At 37.0% G+C, this 19,296-nt stretch carries 15 protein-coding genes; 13 read left to right on the top strand and 2 right to left on the bottom strand.

The genetic code is table 11. The features are described from left to right. Positions 1-20 precede the first annotated feature (20 nt). On the bottom strand, positions 21-1,730 hold the full coding sequence (locus V7108_RS11580; RefSeq protein WP_335513871.1) for a PucR family transcriptional regulator: 1,710 nt from the start codon (positions 1,728-1,730) through the stop codon (positions 21-23). Between the two features lie 520 nt (positions 1,731-2,250). Between V7108_RS11580 and V7108_RS26920 the strand changes: the two genes are divergently transcribed. The 5 genes from V7108_RS26920 (at position 2,251) to V7108_RS11560 (ending at position 8,308) form a co-directional block, all read left to right on the top strand. Beyond that, positions 2,251-2,544, top strand: coding sequence for a TIGR04104 family putative zinc finger protein (locus V7108_RS26920; protein ID WP_420489089.1), 294 nt, complete (start codon positions 2,251-2,253; stop codon positions 2,542-2,544). A gap of 143 nt (positions 2,545-2,687) precedes the next feature. Further along, a complete protein-coding gene (locus V7108_RS11575; RefSeq protein WP_335516874.1) occupies positions 2,688-4,088 on the top strand; it encodes an amidohydrolase in 1,401 nt (466 codons plus the stop codon). Positions 4,089-4,449: 361 nt separating this feature from the next. Further along, on the top strand, positions 4,450-5,337 hold the full coding sequence (locus tag V7108_RS11570) for a DUF2877 domain-containing protein (RefSeq protein ID WP_335568321.1): 888 nt from the start codon (positions 4,450-4,452) through the stop codon (positions 5,335-5,337). Next, positions 5,331-6,884 (top strand): acyl-CoA synthetase FdrA, encoded by a 1,554-nt coding sequence (gene fdrA / locus V7108_RS11565; protein WP_335568320.1) that lies wholly within the window; start codon positions 5,331-5,333, stop codon positions 6,882-6,884. The genes V7108_RS11570 and fdrA overlap by 7 nt, the downstream gene beginning before the upstream one ends. Then, positions 6,881-8,308, top strand: a complete 1,428-nt coding sequence (locus V7108_RS11560) for a DUF1116 domain-containing protein (RefSeq protein WP_335568319.1) — start codon at positions 6,881-6,883, stop codon at positions 8,306-8,308. Before fdrA ends, V7108_RS11560 begins: the two co-directional genes overlap by 4 nt. A 64-nt stretch (positions 8,309-8,372) precedes the next feature. On the opposite strand, the gene V7108_RS11555 is transcribed toward V7108_RS11560, so the two are convergent. Further along, a complete protein-coding gene (locus V7108_RS11555; RefSeq protein WP_335516885.1) occupies positions 8,373-9,242 on the bottom strand; it encodes an alpha/beta hydrolase in 870 nt (289 codons plus the stop codon). A gap of 391 nt (positions 9,243-9,633) precedes the next feature. Between V7108_RS11555 and V7108_RS11550 the strand changes: the two genes are divergently transcribed. From V7108_RS11550 to V7108_RS11515, 8 genes are all read left to right on the top strand, one after another. Further along, on the top strand, positions 9,634-11,181 hold the full coding sequence (locus V7108_RS11550; protein ID WP_335514023.1) for a xanthine permease: 1,548 nt from the start codon (positions 9,634-9,636) through the stop codon (positions 11,179-11,181). Between the two features lie 99 nt (positions 11,182-11,280). Continuing rightward, on the top strand, positions 11,281-12,462 hold the full coding sequence (locus tag V7108_RS11545) for a tetratricopeptide repeat protein (RefSeq protein ID WP_335514026.1): 1,182 nt from the start codon (positions 11,281-11,283) through the stop codon (positions 12,460-12,462). Then, the gene (arcC, locus tag V7108_RS11540; protein WP_335514029.1) at positions 12,459-13,433 is read left to right on the top strand and encodes a carbamate kinase; all 975 of its coding nucleotides are present in this window, start codon (positions 12,459-12,461) and stop codon (positions 13,431-13,433) included. Before V7108_RS11545 ends, arcC begins: the two co-directional genes overlap by 4 nt. 301 nt (positions 13,434-13,734) lie before the next feature. After that, entirely contained in the window at positions 13,735-14,763 is a 1,029-nt protein-coding gene (locus V7108_RS11535) for a Bug family tripartite tricarboxylate transporter substrate binding protein (RefSeq protein ID WP_335568318.1), read from the top strand. A 60-nt stretch (positions 14,764-14,823) separates the two neighbouring features. Then, positions 14,824-15,279, top strand: coding sequence for a tripartite tricarboxylate transporter TctB family protein (locus V7108_RS11530; protein WP_335514036.1), 456 nt, complete (start codon positions 14,824-14,826; stop codon positions 15,277-15,279). A 33-nt stretch (positions 15,280-15,312) separates the two neighbouring features. After that, the gene (locus tag V7108_RS11525; RefSeq protein WP_335514039.1) at positions 15,313-16,839 is read left to right on the top strand and encodes a tripartite tricarboxylate transporter permease; all 1,527 of its coding nucleotides are present in this window, start codon (positions 15,313-15,315) and stop codon (positions 16,837-16,839) included. A gap of 71 nt (positions 16,840-16,910) precedes the next feature. After that, the gene (locus tag V7108_RS11520) at positions 16,911-18,536 is read left to right on the top strand and encodes a sensor histidine kinase (RefSeq protein WP_335568317.1); all 1,626 of its coding nucleotides are present in this window, start codon (positions 16,911-16,913) and stop codon (positions 18,534-18,536) included. Next, positions 18,502-19,212 (top strand): response regulator, encoded by a 711-nt coding sequence (locus tag V7108_RS11515; protein WP_335568316.1) that lies wholly within the window; start codon positions 18,502-18,504, stop codon positions 19,210-19,212. Before V7108_RS11520 ends, V7108_RS11515 begins: the two co-directional genes overlap by 35 nt. Positions 19,213-19,296: the final 84 nt, after the last annotated feature.

The raw sequence follows: 19,296 nt of genomic DNA, 5'->3' as shown, positions 1-19,296 counted from the left end.
TATCGGAGATTTGTTTAAGCTTATGAGTCTTTATGAAGTTTCTTATTTAATAGTCTAAAAATCTTTAATGCTAATTGAATTTGAAGCATTTCCTCTGAATTCTTTAAATCAGAATTTAATATTTCTTTGATTTTCTCAATTCTATAGATGAGTGTGTTCCGATGTAAGAACATCGCTTTTGCAGTTTCGCTCAGATTTAAGTTATTTTGAAAATAATTTTCTAATGTAATAATATAGCTTGTTCCATGTAACTGATCGTTTTTATAAACCATTCCGAGCCGTTTCATAAAAAATTCTTCTAGTTCCATGTCTTTAATATTGGAATCTAAAAAGTGATAGATAGTATGATCTTCAAAATGAGATACTCCGCCAATGTCTTCAAATTTTTGCATTAATCTAATCGATTCATTTGCCTCTGAAAAACTTTTATGAAGAGACTGAATGGATTCATACTGTCTGCCAATTCCAATTAAGAAGGTGGTATTGCTTATTTGCTGATTCAGTTTACTATATAGTTTAGTAGTATATTGTTTAGCTTCATTAACAGAAACTGTTGATCGCTTCTCGTGCTGTCCAATTAAGATAATGATTCGATTGTTTCTATGAAAGCAGGTTACTTCTCCGTCTGCTTTATTAGAGTAATCATAAATGAGTTCCACACATTTTCTAGCTTTATTCTCCAAGCTAACCCTTCTAGCCACCATATCCTCATACTTCTGGAACTCCTCTGATTCTATATTAATCACTATACAGTAATACATATAATTTGAATGAAGTCCATGCATTTCACTTAGCGTATGGATGGTTTCGCTAGAAGTGATTTTTCCAGATAGCAAATCATCGAAAAAGTCCTGTCTAATTTTTAATTTCACTTCCTCGATTTCCTTGGCTTTTATCCTTTCTAGTGCAATATTAGTAGAAGCCTGCTCTAAAATAATGAAGTCAAATTCTGTCAGTTCACTAACTGTCTGCCAAACAATTATATATCCATAAATAGAACTTGCTGCCGCAACAGGCAGGATTCTGCATTTTATTTCCATGCCTTCTAAATAATAATTTCGTTTAATCGTCTTTTTTATTTCACTAATATTTTTCGGAATAGAGTCAATGAATTCTTGTGGGAATACGGATCTATTTTTTACCAAATCAAGACAGTATGACAGCGGAACTTTATTATTTATGTGTTCATTAAAGTCCACTAACTTCCAATCTTCATTTACAAAAATAACAGGATTATTAATGGTCTCAGATAACATCGATAATATTCTATCAATTCCGCCGCCTTCAAGTGTAATTCTAAAAAATAAATTATGAATATCCAGGGTTTTTCTGTTTAATAAATCGTATCTCCCTGACGCTTTTTCATTAATAATTGAGATGACCTTTGATAAAGTATATTCAAATGGTAACTCAATTAAAGGTAATCCGAGCTTGTTTGCTTGGTCAATCATGTTCTGTGGGAGTTTATCAAAGTATCTTTTCATTTTGATAACTAGTCCGGCACAGTTAATATCAGAAAGCTCCTTAATGATTCGATTTTGTAACTCTTCATTGTCTTTAAAAATATATCCTGTAGATAAAAGCAGTTCATTTGGAGAAAGCCAGTCAAATGCCTCAGGATTTTCAATAATATTTACAATTGTTATTTCATTATTAATTCCTTTTTCCCCAGCAACGATTTTTAGCCCATCAATCGATTTTATATTAAATAGCTCTTTAACCGTAAGCAATCTGTTCACTCCCTGGTCGTAATATTATTAATATAGTCATTGTATAACTTGCACAATTTAAAGTCGAAGGTTTTTGGTTTCAATAAACGATGATTAGTTTTAAGTAATATAACTAAAATAAATGGAGTAAGATTTTTTGTTTGTAAAATTATTTTAAAAAACAGAGTCATGTTTTTCATAAACTATTTCAGTTTTTATGGCTTATAAGCTTTTTTTAAGAAGAGATGAAGTAGCAGGAATCCAACTGTACCACTTGTTAATTGTGGTACTTATACCAATGACATAATTTAGTCGTATTTTATTGTACATGGTGCCTAATTAAAATTAAGTTTTTTTGTTGTTTGTACCCGAAGACAAAATTATAGATAGTATCTAAAATAAAATCATAAGGGTTTTGGAAGAAAGAGAATAGCAGATTAAAAAACTTACTCTCGGCTCTATACCATAATGTGCTAGACTTTGACATTTTTGAAATTAGATAGGTCAATTAAGCATTTGTTAGATTTCCTGAAAAAGAGAGGTGTTTGTATTGGGAATACAAAAGTGTGAAGCTTGTAAACGTCAATTTACATGGAAAGAAATACAAAAAACTATCCGTTGGAATTATAAACCACTTGTATGTAGGAAATGTGAAACAAGACATCAAATTACGATACAAAGCAGGTTACTATTTTCTCTTTTGATAGCAGGATTGTTATTCATTTTCAGTCAAGCTAATCTTCCTTTTAATTTAAGAGTAACGGTAATTATCATTGTCTTTCTTTCCGTTGTACTCAGCTTCCCTTATTATGCAGCATATAAAGCTAATCGTTAAATACAAAGCTCACAGTTGAGAATCAATCTGATAATCGCCCCATCCTAAGGAGCGATAATTATATATTATAATTTCTATAGTTTATGGCTTAAATTGTTACCCAAGTATTTAGAAATTTATATTTACATGAGGAGGAATTTTAGTTGGTTAAGGAAATTGAAGGTTTTTCACGCAGAAAGTTTCTGAGTAATGCTGGTAAAATTGGAGGCGCCTCCGCTGTTCTTGGCGTCACAGGCACGATGGATTTATTTTTACCACAAGAGAACGTCGCGAATGCGGAGGTCAGAGTTAATAGCAAAAAACCAGGGAAAAATAGCCACTATATGTTACTAAATGTCCGTTTAGAAAGTGGTTATAAGTATGAAAACGGTCTAGTTGTTGCGACGGAAACTGTATTACGCAACCTCCAAATTACCAATGGCAAGATTAACAGGATACTAGATACTAAGGCTACATACAATAAAAATTTAGATCGTTATGATGCCAAAGGTATGCTATTACTTCCTTCTTTTAGAGATATGCATATTCATTTGGATAAAACCTATTATGGCGGTCCTTGGAAAGCAGCCCATCTGAGAAAAAACGGTATTTTTGATATGATTGAATTAGAACAGACACTGTTACTGGAGCTTCTGCCAACTGCTCAGGAGCGTGCAGAGAAATTAATTGAGCTGATTCTCAGTTATGGTTCAACATACGTTAGAAGCCATTGCAATATCGATCAGGTTGTAGGGTTAAAGAATCTCGAGAATCTGAAAAAAGCATTAGCGAACTACTCCGATAAAATAACACATGAAATCGTGGCCTTTCCTCAGCATGGATTGCTTCGTTCAAATGTAGAGGGTTTGATCCGTGACGCAATGCAGCTTGGAGTTACCCATGTTGGCGGGCTAGATCCAACCTTGGTTGATGGGAATATGGAAAAATCATTGAATACGATGGTCCAAATTGCTGCCGACTATAAAGCAGGAATTGATATCCACCTCCATGAAGGTGGAGAAACTGGAATTAAGGCGATTAGACTATTGGCAGATCTAACCGAACAAGCTGGTCTACAGGGCAAAGTGACGGTCAGTCATGCGTTCTCCTTAGCGTCTTTACCAGCTGGAGAGGATGAGGAGATGGCAAACCTTCTCGCCTACCAGGGAATATCCATCGCGTCATCCGTACCAATTGGAAAGGGGGTTATGCCAATTCCGCTTCTCCAGCAGAAAGGGGTTAAAGTGCTGCTGGGTAATGATAGTATTACCGATCAATGGGATCCATTCGGAATTGGAGATACCTTGCAAAAAGCTCATCTTGCTGCACAGCTTTATGGATGGAAACACGAATACACGCTATCCCGTGCCCTTTCCCTAGCTACCGGAGGCATAACACCTTTAGATGAGTCCGGAAAGCAAATATGGCCGAAGGTTGGGGACCCTGCAAATGCTGTACTAGTTCCTGCAAGCTGTTCTGCCGAAACAGTCGCCCGTCTGCCTAAGCGTGCTGCCGTTCTGCATAAAGGCGTTCTAGCATCAGGCTTTCTTGAAGCTGTAAATTAAATCATAATTAGTGGGAATCGTCGTGAAATTATTTAGAAACTGAATGATGAAAAATTAACTAAATAATTGGATTGGAGATGTAGGAGGGACTCTAACATCTCCTTTTTTATGGAGTGTAACTATTTGGAATTAAAATATGGCTTACTTGGAGCCATTCCTTAGACATAATTTAAACACAATCAATTGTACGATTTGCACAATTGAATGCATAGCTTTTTGGATTTTTTAAACGATGACGGTGTTATGCATATTATCTAAAATAAAAATGTAAGCAGATAGCTTATTTCTTTTTAAAAGGAGGTTTGATCTGCTAAAAAAGTTTATAGGACTGAATAATTCTTGATTTTTTGGGGTGTTACTCATGATTATTGCAATCTCTGGTGATTCAGATTTTATAAAAGATATTAATAACTCAAAATTCACTGGTTTTGTGCATAGTACATTCAATCGGACATTCAATATTAAATGTTTCGAAAATGGCAATTTATATACCATTGCATGCAGAAAACTTGATAACGGCCCTAATACTTTAATCATTAATGTTGATAATATGAAGTCCAAGAAAATAGCAGTAAATGACCCGGTACGTGTTGTGAAAAATTTCTTGTTTATTGGGGATAAGCTGACTATTTCAATTGATAAAGTCAATATATGGGAAAGTATTTTACCAACATACCCAAACAATATGGAAATTCTGAAACGAAATTTAGTGAAAATGAAGGAACATATTAATATTCATGGTGTAGGCGGCGGAATACAAAAAAACGTAATACCCCAAAATTCTTTTGAAGCAGAAGTCTCGAATATGCTTCAGAAAAGAACTCTTTTACTTTACAACGAATTACTAAATGATCGGATTTCATCTGCATTGCCACATGCGGTTTCACTTCTAGGCCTTGGGCCTGGGTTAACTCCTTCTGGGGATGATTTTTTAACTGGGTTATTTTCTATTTTTAATATTAAAAACAGCCCTTTTTATCCTTACCGATCATTTTGTGAAGGAGTTTTAAAGAAAGCAAAAACCTTAACGAATGACATTAGTTACATGACTTTGAAAAAAGCAGCAATTGGTAAAGTGAGAGAGTCTATTATTTCATTGCTTAACTCCCTATTTGTTGAGGATGATAAAGACTTAATTCTCTCTTTAAATAAATTATTAAACATAGGTTCTTCATCCGGAACAGATATCGCTTTAGGCATTGTATTCGGAATGGAGGCAAATATTAGAGCAGGAGGAAAAGCATGTTAGTACAAGCATTGATTAAGCCAAACACATATTTCGATTCAGTATCTTTAATGTCGCTTTCCACAAAAGCGAATCAAATTGAAGAAGTGGAGCAGACCATTATTGCAATGGGTACAGATATGAATAAAGAGGTGATAAAAAATGTCGGATTAATGACACCTGAAGTAGAGGTAGCGGGTGCGAGTGATTTAATGATTGTTGTCAAAGCTGCAACTGACGAATTATGCGAAACCGCTTTCGAAAAAATTAATGATTTATTTACAAAAAAGAATTCAGGTAAAAAAGGGAAAAATGATATAAAATATTCTACTATTTCTTCTGCTGCAGGAAATAACCCGGAAGCAAATTTGGCCATTATTGCTGTGAATGGTGCTTATGCAGCTCGAGAGGCGAAAAAGGCTCTTGAAAATGATTTGCATGTCATGATGTTTAGCGACAATGTTAGCATTGAAACAGAAATTGAATTAAAGGAATTAGCCCATGAAAAAGGCCTATTGATGATGGGTCCTGATTGTGGAACAGCGATTATCGGCAATACAGCTCTTTGCTTCGCAAACGCAGTAAGAAAAGGGAATATCGGTATTGTTGGCGCATCAGGAACTGGCAGCCAAGAGGTAAGTGTCCGCATTCATGAATTTGGCATGGGGATCTCTCAATTAATTGGAACCGGCGGCAGAGATTTAAAGGAAGAAGTTGGTGGAATTATGATGCTTGACGGTATTCAAGCTCTTGAAAACGATGAAGAGACAAAAGTCATTGTCGTTATTTCCAAGCCACCTGCACCATGTGTGGAAGAAAAAGTATTAGACAAAATTAAAACCTGTAAAAAACCAGTTGTCGTTTGGTTTGTTGGCGGGAACGAAGAAAAAATAACGGCAACTGGCGCTTATTTTGCGAAAATGTCTAAAGAAGCAGCGCTTAAAGCGGTAATATTAGCAGGGGCAGATGAAAGCAAGTTAAACAAACGTGCATTAAACATTCCGCTTATTGATGAAGTTCGCACAAAGTTAACTCCGGAACAGAAATACATTCGCGGACTTTTCAGCGGCGGAACGCTTGCAGATGAGGCAATGCATGCTGCTTTAGAGAAATTTGATAATGTTTATAGCAACATTCAAAGAAATCCTGAGTACCGTTTAAAAGACCGTTATATCAGCAAGGAACATACCTTCATTGACTTTGGTGATGATGAATATACACAAGGAAAGCCACACCCAATGATTGATCCATCTACACGTCTTGAAAGATTTATTCAAGAAGCAAAAGATCCATCTGTTGGTGCTATTGTGATGGACTTTGTTATCGGCTATGGAGCTCATGAAGACCCAGTTGGAGCTTTCTTGCCAGCAATCATGGAAGCGAAACAACAAGCGGAACAAGAAGGAAGGCATTTGGAAATTATTGGTTATGTTCTTGGAACAGAACTAGATCCGCAAAATTATCAAGAGCAAATTGATAAATTATTAGCTGCAGGAGTAACACATGCCAGCAGCATGCAAAATGCCGGTTTATTGGCTAGAGAATTTGTTGTGAAGGGAGAATATGCATGAGTAGAATTAGCGATTTATTTAAAAGTAAACCACATGTTATTAATGTAGGAATTGAGTCCTTTAAAGATGATTTATTACATCAAGGTGCTGAAGTTATTCATTTAGAATGGACACCGCCAGGCAGAGGAAACCCGGAATTAATTGATGCACTTGACAAGTTTGAGAGTCCTGAACTCTTGGAAAAAATCGAAGCAGCTAATAGCTTAGCAGTTGAAAGAATTATTAATTCTCAACCCGTTTTAATTGGTTATGATCAAGCTATTAATTGCGTACCAGGTATGACAAAAACCACGATTCTTCATGCTGGACCCCCAATTACTTGGGATAAAATGAATGGTCCTATGAAAGGCGCTGTTACTGGTGCCATCGTATTTGAAGGGTTAGCAAAGGATGTAGAGGAAGCGGCCGAACTTGCGGCGTCCGGTGAAATCACTTTTTCACCATGTCATGAACATAACTGTGTAGGTTCAATGGCTGGTGTTACATCTGCGTCGATGTTTATGCATATAGTGGAAAACAAAACATATGGAAATATTGCATATACCAATTTAAGTGAACAATTAGCGAAAATCCTTCGAATGGGAGCAAATGACCAAAGTGTTATTGATCGTTTGATTTGGATGCGCGATGTTTTCGGACCAATTTTACGTGACGCCATGAAACTTAATCCAAATGGAATTGACTTACGTTTAATGCTTGCTCAAGCACTTCATATGGGAGACGAGTGTCATAACCGAAATGTTGCGGGTACAACGTTATTAATTCAAGCTTTAACTCCGTATATTATACAGACAGATTATACAATCGAACAGAAGAAAGAAGTATTTGATTTTGTTGCAAGCAGTGATTACTTCTCTGGTCCTACTTGGATGGCGATGGCGAAATGTGCACTAGATGCTGCTCACGGCATTGAAAACAGTACAGTTGTTACCACTATGGCGCGGAATGGTGTTGAATTCGGTATCCGTGTTAGTGGAATGCCTGGAAACAAATGGTTTACTGGCCCTGCACAAAAAGTTATAGGTCCAATGTTTGCAGGCTACAAGCCAGAGGATTCTGGACTTGATATCGGGGACAGTGCCATCACAGAAACTTATGGTTTTGGTGGATTTGCAATGGCAACAGCTCCAGCAATTGTTGCATTAGTTGGTGGAACACCAGAAGAAGCTATTGGTTATACGACTAAAATGAAGGAAATTACCACAACTGAGAATCCCAACGTGACTATTCCAGTACTTGACTTTATGGGAATCCCAACAGGAATTGATGTCCGTAAGGTTGCTCAAACAGGTATTATGCCAGTCATTAATACTGCAATCGCTCATAAAGAGGCAGGAATCGGAATGATAGGTGCAGGAATTACTTATCCTCCAGTTGAAGCTTTCGAAAAAGCATTGCTAGCTTTAAGTGAAAACATTCAATAATATTCAAACTTAAATAAAAAAAGCCCAGCTTGGAATATTATTCTGCTGGGCTTTTTGATGTTACTTAACTCAGGTGGGTTTTTAAGAAATCAATAACTTGTTTTAGTGCATTTTGAACAATCGGATTTTGGAAGTTTTTATCAAATGCGTGCTCACCATTTGGAATTGTAATCAGTTTTGCTTCAACTGATTCTTTGATTATGGCAGCCCTCATAAATACTGACTGTTCGTATGGAACATCCGTATCCTTCGTGCCGTGTAATAATAGAGTTGGTGGATATTCTTTTGTAACATTACGATTCGGACAAAATGAGTAGAGGGCTTCTTTATTGTATACAGGATTAACACCTGTAATTTCTTCAATCCAGACTCCATACTGTCTTGCGTAAACGTAAAACAAAAACCGTTCTTCTACTGAGGCCTCAGTTAGTACTTTATTTGTGATAAGTTTGTAAGCAATTTCCTTTGAAACATTATCCTTTTGACAATAATATTTACTTGGGCTTGTAGCCCAGCTCCCAACAAGATCTCCATATCCGTAAAAGGAAACAATCGCACGGGGCTTATGAGTAAATGTACCTGTAGTAAGAGCTAAAAAACCACCCGCGGAGCTTCCTATAACGGCAATTTTCTTGGGGTCTATTGAAAATTGTTTTGGTCCTTCTATTTGAATCCAAAGGATTGAATCCTCAATATCTTTAAGAATTTCTGACAGCTTTGTTGAAGGAGCCAGCCTATAATCAATTGAAAAAAGTGAGAATCCATTGCTGGTGTATAGTTTGATCATTTCTTCACTTATTTCTTCTCTTGTCCCCCAAATTAATCCACCGCCATGAATATAGATAACGACTGGAGCATTTTCTTGGTTTGTCTCATAAAAATCTGCCTTCAATGAGAAATTTACTTCTTCTTTATAAATAACTGTGTTTTTCACTTTTATTACACACCCTGTCTAATAATTGTTTCAATTAATACTAAAAAAAATAGTTAAATAATGCAATGAAAAGGATTGTGCAAAATAACAAATAATCCTAGTGTTTTTAATCTATAATTCAGGACATATTTTGTACAAACATTATTGTATAACTTGCCTAAATGGACACCATTCTTTTTGGTTTTGGTGGCCAATGACCCAGAAAGGCTTACAGACTAAAATAAAACATGTAAGGGGTTACCAAATGTTATTTTTTCACTCTTTGATTTAACACAAGTCTTCAGGAGACAGGAATGATTCTCTGCAGTAAAAAGGAGGCAATATAAGTAAAAATGTCCTAAATAATTCTTTCACATTCAACAAATTAAATAGAAATTAGAGGTGAAACTTAATGGATCAATCTATTAAACTTTGGAAAAAAGGCGACTTAGCTGCTTATTTCGGCTTACTTGCCAATAACTTAACCAATCTTTTAACCATGATGTCATTATTAATTTTCGTCGTGGGTATTCCGAAAGAAGTTGTTTATGGAAAAATTGCACCAGCTTTTGGTATGGGGATATTTATCGCAAGTTGTGCTTATGGATATTTTGCTTATCGACTAGCTAAAAAAACGGGTAGGACGGATGTAACTGCATTGCCTTCGGGCCCAAGTGCACCGTCAATATTCACGGTAACTTTTTTAGTTATTTTGCCAGTTTATACTCAAACAAAAGATTATGAATTTGCCATTGGGATTGCACTAGTCTGGTGTTTCGTGGAAGCAATGATCCTAATTTTTGGATCATTATTGGGTGATACCATCAGAAAAGTCATTCCTAAAACAGTCTTATTATCATGTTTAGCTGGTCTTGGACTGTTGTTATTAGCTATGAATCCGATGTTACAAGCGTTTGAAGCGCCGATGGTTGCTTTTGCTGTATTAATTATCATTTTTATTAACTGGTTTGGTAAATCACCGGTCTTTGCAAAAATACCAACAGGGTTTTTATTACTAGCTGTAGGGACAGGCATCGCCTGGGCCTTAGGTTTAATGGAGCCTGGTGCAATTTCACAATCACTGGCATCATTTGGATTCAATCCCCCATCATTAAATATTGATGGTTTTATGCAAGGATTGCCACATGCCCTTCCGTACTTGGCATCAGCAATACCACTAGGTCTTTCTAACTATGTGTTTGACTTGGAGAACATTGAAAGTGCCTCTACTGCAGGGGATGATTATAATACAAGGCAAGTCATGTTAACAAATGGAGTTGCATCTTGTATTGGTGCAGCATTTGGAAATCCATATCCAGTAACTGTATATGTTGGGCACCCAGGGTGGAAATCAATGGGCGCCGGTATTGGTTATACTGTAGCAACGGGTATATCGATGTTAATTCTTTCACTTTTCGGTATTGGAGCATTTTTGTTAGCGATCATTCCGGTTTATGCCATCGCTCCAATCCTAGTATATATTGGAGTCGTAACGGCCAACCAAGTTGTTCGAGAAACTCCGAAACTCGAAGTACCAGTTATCTTCATTGCATTATTCCCATGGATTGCAAACTGGGCTCTCACACTTGCTAATAATGTTTTAGGTGCAGCTGGAACTGCTGCGGGTACAATTGGTCTTGATAAGCTAGCTAGCAAAGGGGTTTATTATGAAGGATTGTCTCATTTAGGAAATGGTGCACCGATTGCCAGTCTGTTATGGGGATGTATAGCGATTTTTGCTATCACCGACAAACCGATACGGGGTGCTATCGCCGCAACAATAGCATCTGTATTGTCCGTCGTTGGTTTTATCCACTCTCCAACAGTCGCATTTGCTAAAGGTTCTTCAGTAGAATTTTTCTTTGCCTATCTAATGATTGCAGGCATATTTGTCATCAAATATGCGATGGATAGAAGTAAGGCCCAGCCAAAACTTGAAACCGGAAAAAATGTAGCGTGATGAAACCTTTAGAATTCACCTTCGATAGTTAAAACTCATCAGGCTTTCGAAGGTGAAATTTATATATGACGAATGAATGGTTAAAAGGGGAGAATGATGATGAATCAAAACATGGAGCTAATTTTTGCAAGTGAACGTGGAGATATAGACGCAGTAAAACAATTATTAGAAAACGGGGCTGACGTTGCTTTAAAAGACGCAGATGGCCGAACAGCTTTAATGGCTGCTACACAGAAAAATCAGCTTGCAGTTGTAAAACTGTTATTAATAGCTGGCAGTGATGTAAACGCAAGAGATATTACACAATTGACACCATTTATTTGTTCAGGTGCCAATGGCTTTCATGAAATTTTAAGCGAAATGCTCCATTATGGCGCAGATTTAAATAGCGTAAACCGATTTGGCGGTACGGCCTTATTACCTTCTAGTGAAAAAGGCTATCTTAAAACAGTACAAAGATGTTTGGAAGCAGGTATCCCTGTTAATCATGCCAATAATTTAGGCTGGTCAGCTCTTTTAGAGTCAGTAATTTTGGGTAACGGCGGCCGCTTATATTCCATGATCATTGAATTACTAGTAAAAGCAGGAGCTGATGGAAATTTACCAGATCGAGATGGGAAGTCTTCACTTCAGCACTCCAAAGAATTGAAGCATGAAAAAGTAGTACAGATTCTTACTAATGAGTATGTTGAACAAAATGAAATTATTAACAAAGCAAAAGCGTTATATTTAGATGATAAATATGAAGAAGCAATTTCAGAAATGAATCAAGCTATCGAGACAGAACCAAATAATCTAGATTTGTATTTCTATAAAGGCTATTCTTTGCAAGAACTCAAGCGTTATGAGGAAGCACTCGAAGAATATAAAAAAGCGCTAGACCTTAATCCGAATGACCTTGATTATTATTTCTATACCGCAAATTGCTTAAGGTTAATGAAAAAACCTGAAGAAGCACTAGCTGAATATGACAAAGCATGTGAATTAGATTCTATTGAAACATTTTACCGTTACCATAAATCAAATTATCTAAGAGAACTAGGCAGACACGAGGAAGCGGTAGCCGAAATGGATAAGCTATTAGCACTTCAGCCACACAGATATGATTTTTCTTTCCATAAGGCAAACAGTTTGAGATCCCTTGGAAAGCATGAAGCAGCGATTGAGGCAATTGAAAATGCGATTGCAAACGACCCGACAAATCCATTATATCAATTGCATAAGAACCAATCACTTGAATTGTTAAACAAACAATTAGAATCACAGGGGGGTAACCGATGAGGAAATTAGTTATTGTTGCTATTGGTGGGAACTCTCTAGTCCGAGACAATGGTCGCGACTCTGTTCAAGATCAATATGAAGCTGTTCAAGAAACAGCCGTTAACATCGCGGATATGGTTCAAGAAGGATACAATGTAGTTGTAACACATGGAAATGGACCACAGGTTGGATTTGGACTTAGAAGGTCTGAAATTGCAAATGAAATTGCGAGTATGCCTGATGTGCCACTTGTCAATTGCGTAGCAGATACACAGGGTGGAATTGGATACCAAATTCAACAGGCATTAACAAATGAATTTACTAAAAGAGGTATTAATAAAAAAGTTGCAACAATCATTACCCAAGTTGAAGTTGACATTAATGATCCGAATTTTGAAAATCCAACTAAACCGGTTGGTTCATTCTTTACTTTAGAACAAGCTGAAGAAATGAAAATGGAACATCCTGAATGGATTTTTATAGAAGATTCCGGACGTGGTTATCGTCGAGTGGTTCCATCACCAAAACCAATTGATATTGTTGAAAAAGAAGCAATCAAATCGTTAGTAAATGCTGGATATGTTGTGATTGCAGCTGGCGGCGGCGGGATTCCGGTTGTAAAGACAAGAGAGAATGAGTATTTCGGTGTTGATGCGGTAATTGATAAAGATTTTGCTACCAGTCTGTTAGCGGAACAAGTTAATGCTGAGACTTTAATTATTACAACGGGAGTTCCTAGAGTATGTATAAATTTTGGAAAACCTAATCAATTAGCCCTAGAAAAAATTTCAGTAGAAGAGACAAAACAATATGTTCTTGAAAACCACTTTCCACAAGGAAGTATGCTGCCAAAAATTGAAGCCAGTCTAAGCTTTTTGGAAAAGGGTGGAAAGAGGGTAGTTATTACAAACCCAGAAAGTTTAAGAGATGCTATGAACGAAAAACAAGGTACTCACATTGTCAAACAATTAAATACAGCACATTGTGTGTAATAATTTGTAATAACTTGAAAGTCCGGTACTAGCAAAAAAGTGCCGGCTTTTGTTGTGTACCCGGCATGGGAAGTTAATTAATTTAATGGAGGATTGAACTGTGTACCATACAGTTCAATCCTTTTATTTTTGCTAGATTATTAAATTATTTTCTACTGCTCCAGAAAAAGTTTATGGAGTTTCCTTGTAAACAAAATGAACAAAATGATTATTAAGTTTTTAATGCTGTTTAAATGTATAACCTGTAAAATATTCAAAAATTTTATAAAATTAAGAAAACATTTACAAGGGGGAATTACAAATGATTTCTATTAAAAAAATCTCAACATTTATGTGTGCTGGGGCATTGGCACTAACTCTTGGTGCATGCAGCAGCAAAGAAACAGCAAGCCCAGACAAGAAGGAAGAAAGTACAGGTTATCCTACAAAAGCAATTACAGTTGTAGCACCTTCTGGAGCAGGTGGGGGATGGGATTTAACCGCCCGTTCGTTTACAAAAGTTTTAAGTGAAACAAAGATTGTAGAACAGCCTTTAACGGTTGAGAATAAACCTGGTGGCGGCGGTGCTGTCTTTATGGCTGAATATGCTACCCAGCAAGTTGAAAATAACGATATGCTCTTTGTCAATTCACCACCAATTGTAATTAACAATTTGAAAAAAGAAGGAAATAGTCCATATGGCTACAAAAATACTACACCTTTAGCGCAGTTGACAAAAGATTTTGGTGCCATAGTCGTAAAAGCCGATTCCCCTTTTAAAGACTTAAAGTCAGTTTTGGAAGAAGTAAAAAAGGATCCTAGTAAACTAACATTTGCTGGAGGTTCAGCACCAGGTTCAATGGACCATTTAATTTCTATTCTTCCAGCTTATAAGTATGGAGTGGATCCAACAAAAGTGAAATACGTTTCCTATGATGGCGGTGGAGAAGCAGTTACAGCACTTCTTGGTGGTAACGCAGATGTAATTGGTACTGATGCCTCCAGCGTAAAGGAATTTCTAAAGGCGGGTAAGATTCGTGTGCTGGCGATTACTTCTGAAGAACGTTTAGCTGGCGATTTTAAGGATGTGCCAACGGCAGTAGAACAAGATGTGGATGCAGAATTCACCATTTGGCGCGGAGTTTTTGGACCGGAAAAAATGTCAAAAGAGGCAAAAGCTTATTGGGAAACATCCATTGAAACGCTCGTGAACTCTCCTGAATGGAAGAAAGAAGTAGAGACACAAGGCTGGGAATTAGAATACAAGAATAGTGCTGATTTTACAAAGTTCTTAGATGAGCAAGAAAGCCAAGTACAGCAATTACTAGAAGCATTAGGTATGCAGAAGTAAAAGGTGAGGGAAGGGGACAAACTCTCCTTCCCGGTATTGTTTCTTGAAAGGGGATTTCAAATGATTATTCAATTTGATCGCATTGCCTCCATATTGTTTCTCGCGATAGGTGTTCTTTTTATCATTGGTAGCCAGCAGCTTGGAAGCTCGTCCTATGGAAGTGCTGTTGGTCCAGATATATTTCCATTAATTCTTGGAAGCATACTTGTATTATTAAGTATCCGTTTATTTTATGAAACATTCCAAAAGCAAAATCAACAGGGTTCAAAAGAAAAATTATTGTACAAGCCATTTTTAATCATCTTTATAGCGACATTGTTTTATATTTTGACGTTGGAAACAATCGGGTATGTCATCACTACCTTTCTATTTTTATTTGTTTGTTTTCAAACAATGGAACGTACAAAGTGGGTTCAATCCCTTATCATATCTGCCTGCTTTTCAGGATTTGTTTATTTCTTTTACGTAGAGATTTTAAAAGGTACGCTTCCAGGCTGGCCAATATGGTTTTCGTAGGCAACTAGAGAATTTTAGAAAGGAGATCGAAGCATGAGTACAATCGATTACTTACTTCAGGGATTTGGAACAGCCCTTATTTGGTATAATATCTTATTTGCTTTTGTTGGGGTATTGATTGGAACCGCTGTTGGTGTGTTACCAGGGATTGGACCGATGAGTGGTGTAGCCCTGCTAATTCCAGTAACAGCTTCTATTACAGGCGGACTTCCTCCGGAACAAGCAGCAACGAGTGCAATTATCCTACTTGCCGGAGTCTATTATGGGGCGATGTATGGGGGTTCGACGACTTCAATTCTATTAAATACACCAGGGGAATCCTCTTCTGTTGTGACAACTTTAGATGGTTACCAGATGGCGAAAAAAGGAAGGGCTGGAAGTGCCTTATCGATCGCGGCAATCGGATCTTTCGTGGCAGGGATTGTTACACTTGCAGCGCTAATTCTATTAGCAAAACCACTATCAGCTGTAGCGATAAAATTTGGACCAGCCGAATATTTTTCTTTAATGCTTTTAGGGCTCGGAGCAGTTAGCGGGCTAGCTGGAAAATCGGTAACGAAAGCATTAATCATGACGGTTTGTGGGTTATTACTTGGAACGATTGGAATTGACAGTGTATCAGGTATTGCTAGATTTACCTTTGATGTACCTTGGCTGTATCAGGGGATTGAGTTTTTAACCATTGCAGTTGGATTGTTTGCACTTGGTGAAGTGTTTAAGACTATCTTGGAAAAAGATGAGGAAGATGCTGAAATTGCAAAGATTAATAATTTACTGCCATCAAAAGTGGAGTTAAAAGAATCTGCAGCTCCCATCGTCCGTGGCTCATTATTAGGTTTTTTCGTAGGAATTTTACCAGGTGCCGGAGCAACTCTTGCTTCTTTTTTCTCCTATATTCTTGAAAAAAAGGTATCAAAAGATCCATCGAAATTTGGTACTGGAGCTATTGCAGGTGTTGCGGCACCAGAATCGGCCAATAACGCTGCATCTGGCGGTGCGATGATACCACTTTTAACATTAGGGATTCCGGGGTCAGGAACAACAGCAATATTAATGGGAGCGTTAATGATGTATAATGTCCAGCCAGGTCCATTATTATTTGAGGACCATCCTCAGGTAGCTTGGGGACTGATTGCTAGTATGTTTATCGGTAATATTATGCTATTAATTCTAAATCTTCCACTTGTAAGAGTGTTTGCAAAAATTATTCAAACACCGAAGAAATTTTTGATTCCTATGATCATAGCCATTTCAATTTTTGGTGTCTATGCAGTTCAAGTATCCACTTATGACCTCTTGCTTTTATTGGGTTGCGGTATCATTGGTTATTTTTTAACCAAGAATGATTATCCTATTGCCCCGCTAGTTCTCGGATTGGTTTTAGGGCCGATGGTTGAGAATAACTTACGACGTGCGTTAACGATTTCTAATGGCGACTTCAGTATATTTTTAACACGACCGATTTCGCTGGTTTTTATCCTTATTACCCTTCTTTGGCTTGTCATACCACTTTTGCTAAAAAAACGAGGAAAAGTAGTAATCATTAATATCGAAGGATAATTATTTTAAATAATTCGAAAACTCCTTTTTTTAAGGAGTTTTTTTATTATAATATGCATAGAGGTGTTTGCATGCTATTACATACAAAATTAATGCTAGTAATATCCATTTTAATAATCTCAATTGGCGGGATTTTTGAGATTACATTTAAAAATATGATGGAAACCCACCTTAAAGAAGAAATTGGTTCTAAAGCATTATCTGTTGCCCAAACGATTGCGAATATGCCAGAAATACAACAGGCTTTTCAAGCGGACAAACCACAATCAGTCTTGCAACCGATTGCAGAAGCCATTCGTAAACAAGTAGGGGCGGAATTTATTGTGATTGGGAACAGGAATGAAATCCGCTATACTCACCCTAATCCGAATCGGATAGGACAGAAAATGGTTGGGGGAGATAATATTCGTGTTTTTAAAGGTGAATCTGTAATCTCAGCATCTACAGGGACACTTGGTCCATCATTAAGAGGAAAAGCACCTATCTTTCGCCAGGGAGAAGTAATTGGCGTTGTTTCAGTCGGGTATCTTCAGACCAATATTGAAAAGAAAGTTTCAAAGATTCAGAAGCAAATCTTAGCTGCTACCTTTCTTATTTTAATAGGAGGATTGCTAGCTGCCATTTTTATCTCTTTAAATATAAAAAAAGCAATATTTGGACTGGAACCAAAAGAAATAGCCTGGATGTATCAGGAGAAACATGCCATTCTAGAGTCTATTCATGAAGGGATTATTGCCATTGATACCAATGGACAAATAACGGTAGTGAACGAAACGGCTCATAAGATTTTGGGCGTCCCAAATGAAATACTGCTGCGTGGAAAGAAAATCGAAGAGGTACTTGATAATACCCATCTAAATAAAGTGGTTCGAACGGGACAGGCAGAGTATGATAAGGAAACGATCATTTTGGGGGAGATATATTTAGTAAATCGTATCCCTATTAATAATAAAAAAGGCAATGTCATTGGTGCAGTTGCCAGCTTCCGTAATAAGTCGGAGCTTACCCAATTATTGCAAGAATTGTCCCATGTAAGATCCTATGCTGAAGGATTACGTGCACAAACTCACGAATATTCAAATCGCCTTTATACGCTTCTTGGTCTGATTCAACTGGGGTCTTATAAAGAAGCCATTGACTTTATCTCAAAAGAAGTGGATGTTGCCCAAGGATTCATCCACTATTTAATGAAGGAAATTCCAGATCCAATTATAGCTGGATTTATTTTAGGAAAGATTAGTTTAGCCAGCGAATTAAAAGTAAATTTTTTAATAGACAGAGAGAGCAGCTTTAAGGACATTCCGAATGAGATTAGTAGAGATGTATTGGTTACGATTATTGGAAATCTCATCAATAATGCTTTTGATGCTGTGAGGGAAAATGAAAAAGAGGTAAAAAGAGTTTTGTTGTTCTTAACAGATTTAGGTAAAGATTTGATTATTGAGGTTGAGGATAATGGAAAAGGGATTGATCGAAAAAATCACGATCAGATCTTTAAAGAGGGATTTTCAACAAAGAATGCCAAGTCTAATGCAGGAATTGGACTTAGTCTCGTACAAAACGCGATTGATAGTTTAGGTGGTTCGATCACAGTTTCTTCTAATGTCGGGGAAGGAACGATTTTCACTGTAGCAATACCAAAAATCAAGGGGGAAGTAAAGGATGGGGGACCGCGATATCGAAGTGTTAATTGTTGAGGATGACTCAAGGATAGCTGAAATTCAAAAACGGTTTATAGAACAAATAAAAGGCTTCCAAACGGTTGGGATTGCTGCGAGTTATATAGAAGCTAAAACATTAATAGATATATTGAAGCCGGATTTGCTCTTGCTCGATGTTTATTTTCCCGATATGAATGGGCTTGACTTACTTAAAGAAACCAAACAGAAAACGAAACAAATGGATGTTATTATGATTACAGCAACAAAAGAAATACATAAAGTGCAAGAGGCAATCAGTATAGGTGTCTTCGATTATATTATTAAACCAGTCGTTTTTGACCGTTTTAAGCAATCATTGCTAAGATATCAGGATTATCATGCTAAACTATCAAAACTAGGGGTAGAAAATATCCATGTTACCCAGCAGCAGGTAGACAAGCTATTACGAAGAGAAGTAGATGAAGCTGTTAGTGAAAAATCTTACCTGCCTAAAGGGATTGACCCGCTGACGCTTGAAAAAGTCGTCGAGGTTCTAGGTAATACAGGAATGGGTCTGACAGCTGAACGTGTGGCCAAAGAAATTGGGATTAGCAGAACAACCGCAAGACGTTACCTTGAACATTTAGTTTCGATGGAAAAAATTGATGCTGATTTATCGTATGGAACAGTAGGACGGCCAGAGCGGGTTTATGTGGTAACCAGTAGTATATAAAAAATATATTACAATAATGAATTTTATGTAGGAGGTGTTCAGCCTGAAATCTATCAAGGTATCGCTGCAGACAAAAATATTCGG

It is taken from the genome of Neobacillus vireti, from assembly GCF_036962345.1.
Classification (GTDB): Bacteria; Bacillota; Bacilli; order Bacillales; family Cytobacillaceae; genus Neobacillus; species Neobacillus vireti_A.
The sequence above is the reverse complement of the archived record's forward strand: the minus strand, read 5'-3'. Positions and strand labels throughout refer to the sequence as shown.

Bases quoted from the DNA above. Each gene is read 5' to 3' on its own strand.
- V7108_RS11525 (WP_335514039.1), top strand. From the start codon at position 15,313: ATGAGTACAATCGATTACTTACTTCAGGGATTTGGAACAGCCCTTATT.
- V7108_RS11515 (WP_335568316.1), top strand. From the start codon at position 18,502: ATGGGGGACCGCGATATCGAAGTGTTAATTGTTGAGGATGACTCAAGG.
- V7108_RS11520 (WP_335568317.1), top strand. From the start codon at position 16,911: ATGCTATTACATACAAAATTAATGCTAGTAATATCCATTTTAATAATC.
- V7108_RS11550 (WP_335514023.1), top strand. From the start codon at position 9,634: ATGGATCAATCTATTAAACTTTGGAAAAAAGGCGACTTAGCTGCTTAT.
- V7108_RS11530 (WP_335514036.1), top strand. From the start codon at position 14,824: ATGATTATTCAATTTGATCGCATTGCCTCCATATTGTTTCTCGCGATA.
- arcC (WP_335514029.1), top strand. From the start codon at position 12,459: ATGAGGAAATTAGTTATTGTTGCTATTGGTGGGAACTCTCTAGTCCGA.
- V7108_RS11535 (WP_335568318.1), top strand. From the start codon at position 13,735: ATGATTTCTATTAAAAAAATCTCAACATTTATGTGTGCTGGGGCATTG.
- V7108_RS11545 (WP_335514026.1), top strand. From the start codon at position 11,281: ATGAATCAAAACATGGAGCTAATTTTTGCAAGTGAACGTGGAGATATA.
- fdrA (WP_335568320.1), top strand. From the start codon at position 5,331: ATGTTAGTACAAGCATTGATTAAGCCAAACACATATTTCGATTCAGTA.
- V7108_RS11560 (WP_335568319.1), top strand. From the start codon at position 6,881: ATGAGTAGAATTAGCGATTTATTTAAAAGTAAACCACATGTTATTAAT.
- V7108_RS11570 (WP_335568321.1), top strand. From the start codon at position 4,450: ATGATTATTGCAATCTCTGGTGATTCAGATTTTATAAAAGATATTAAT.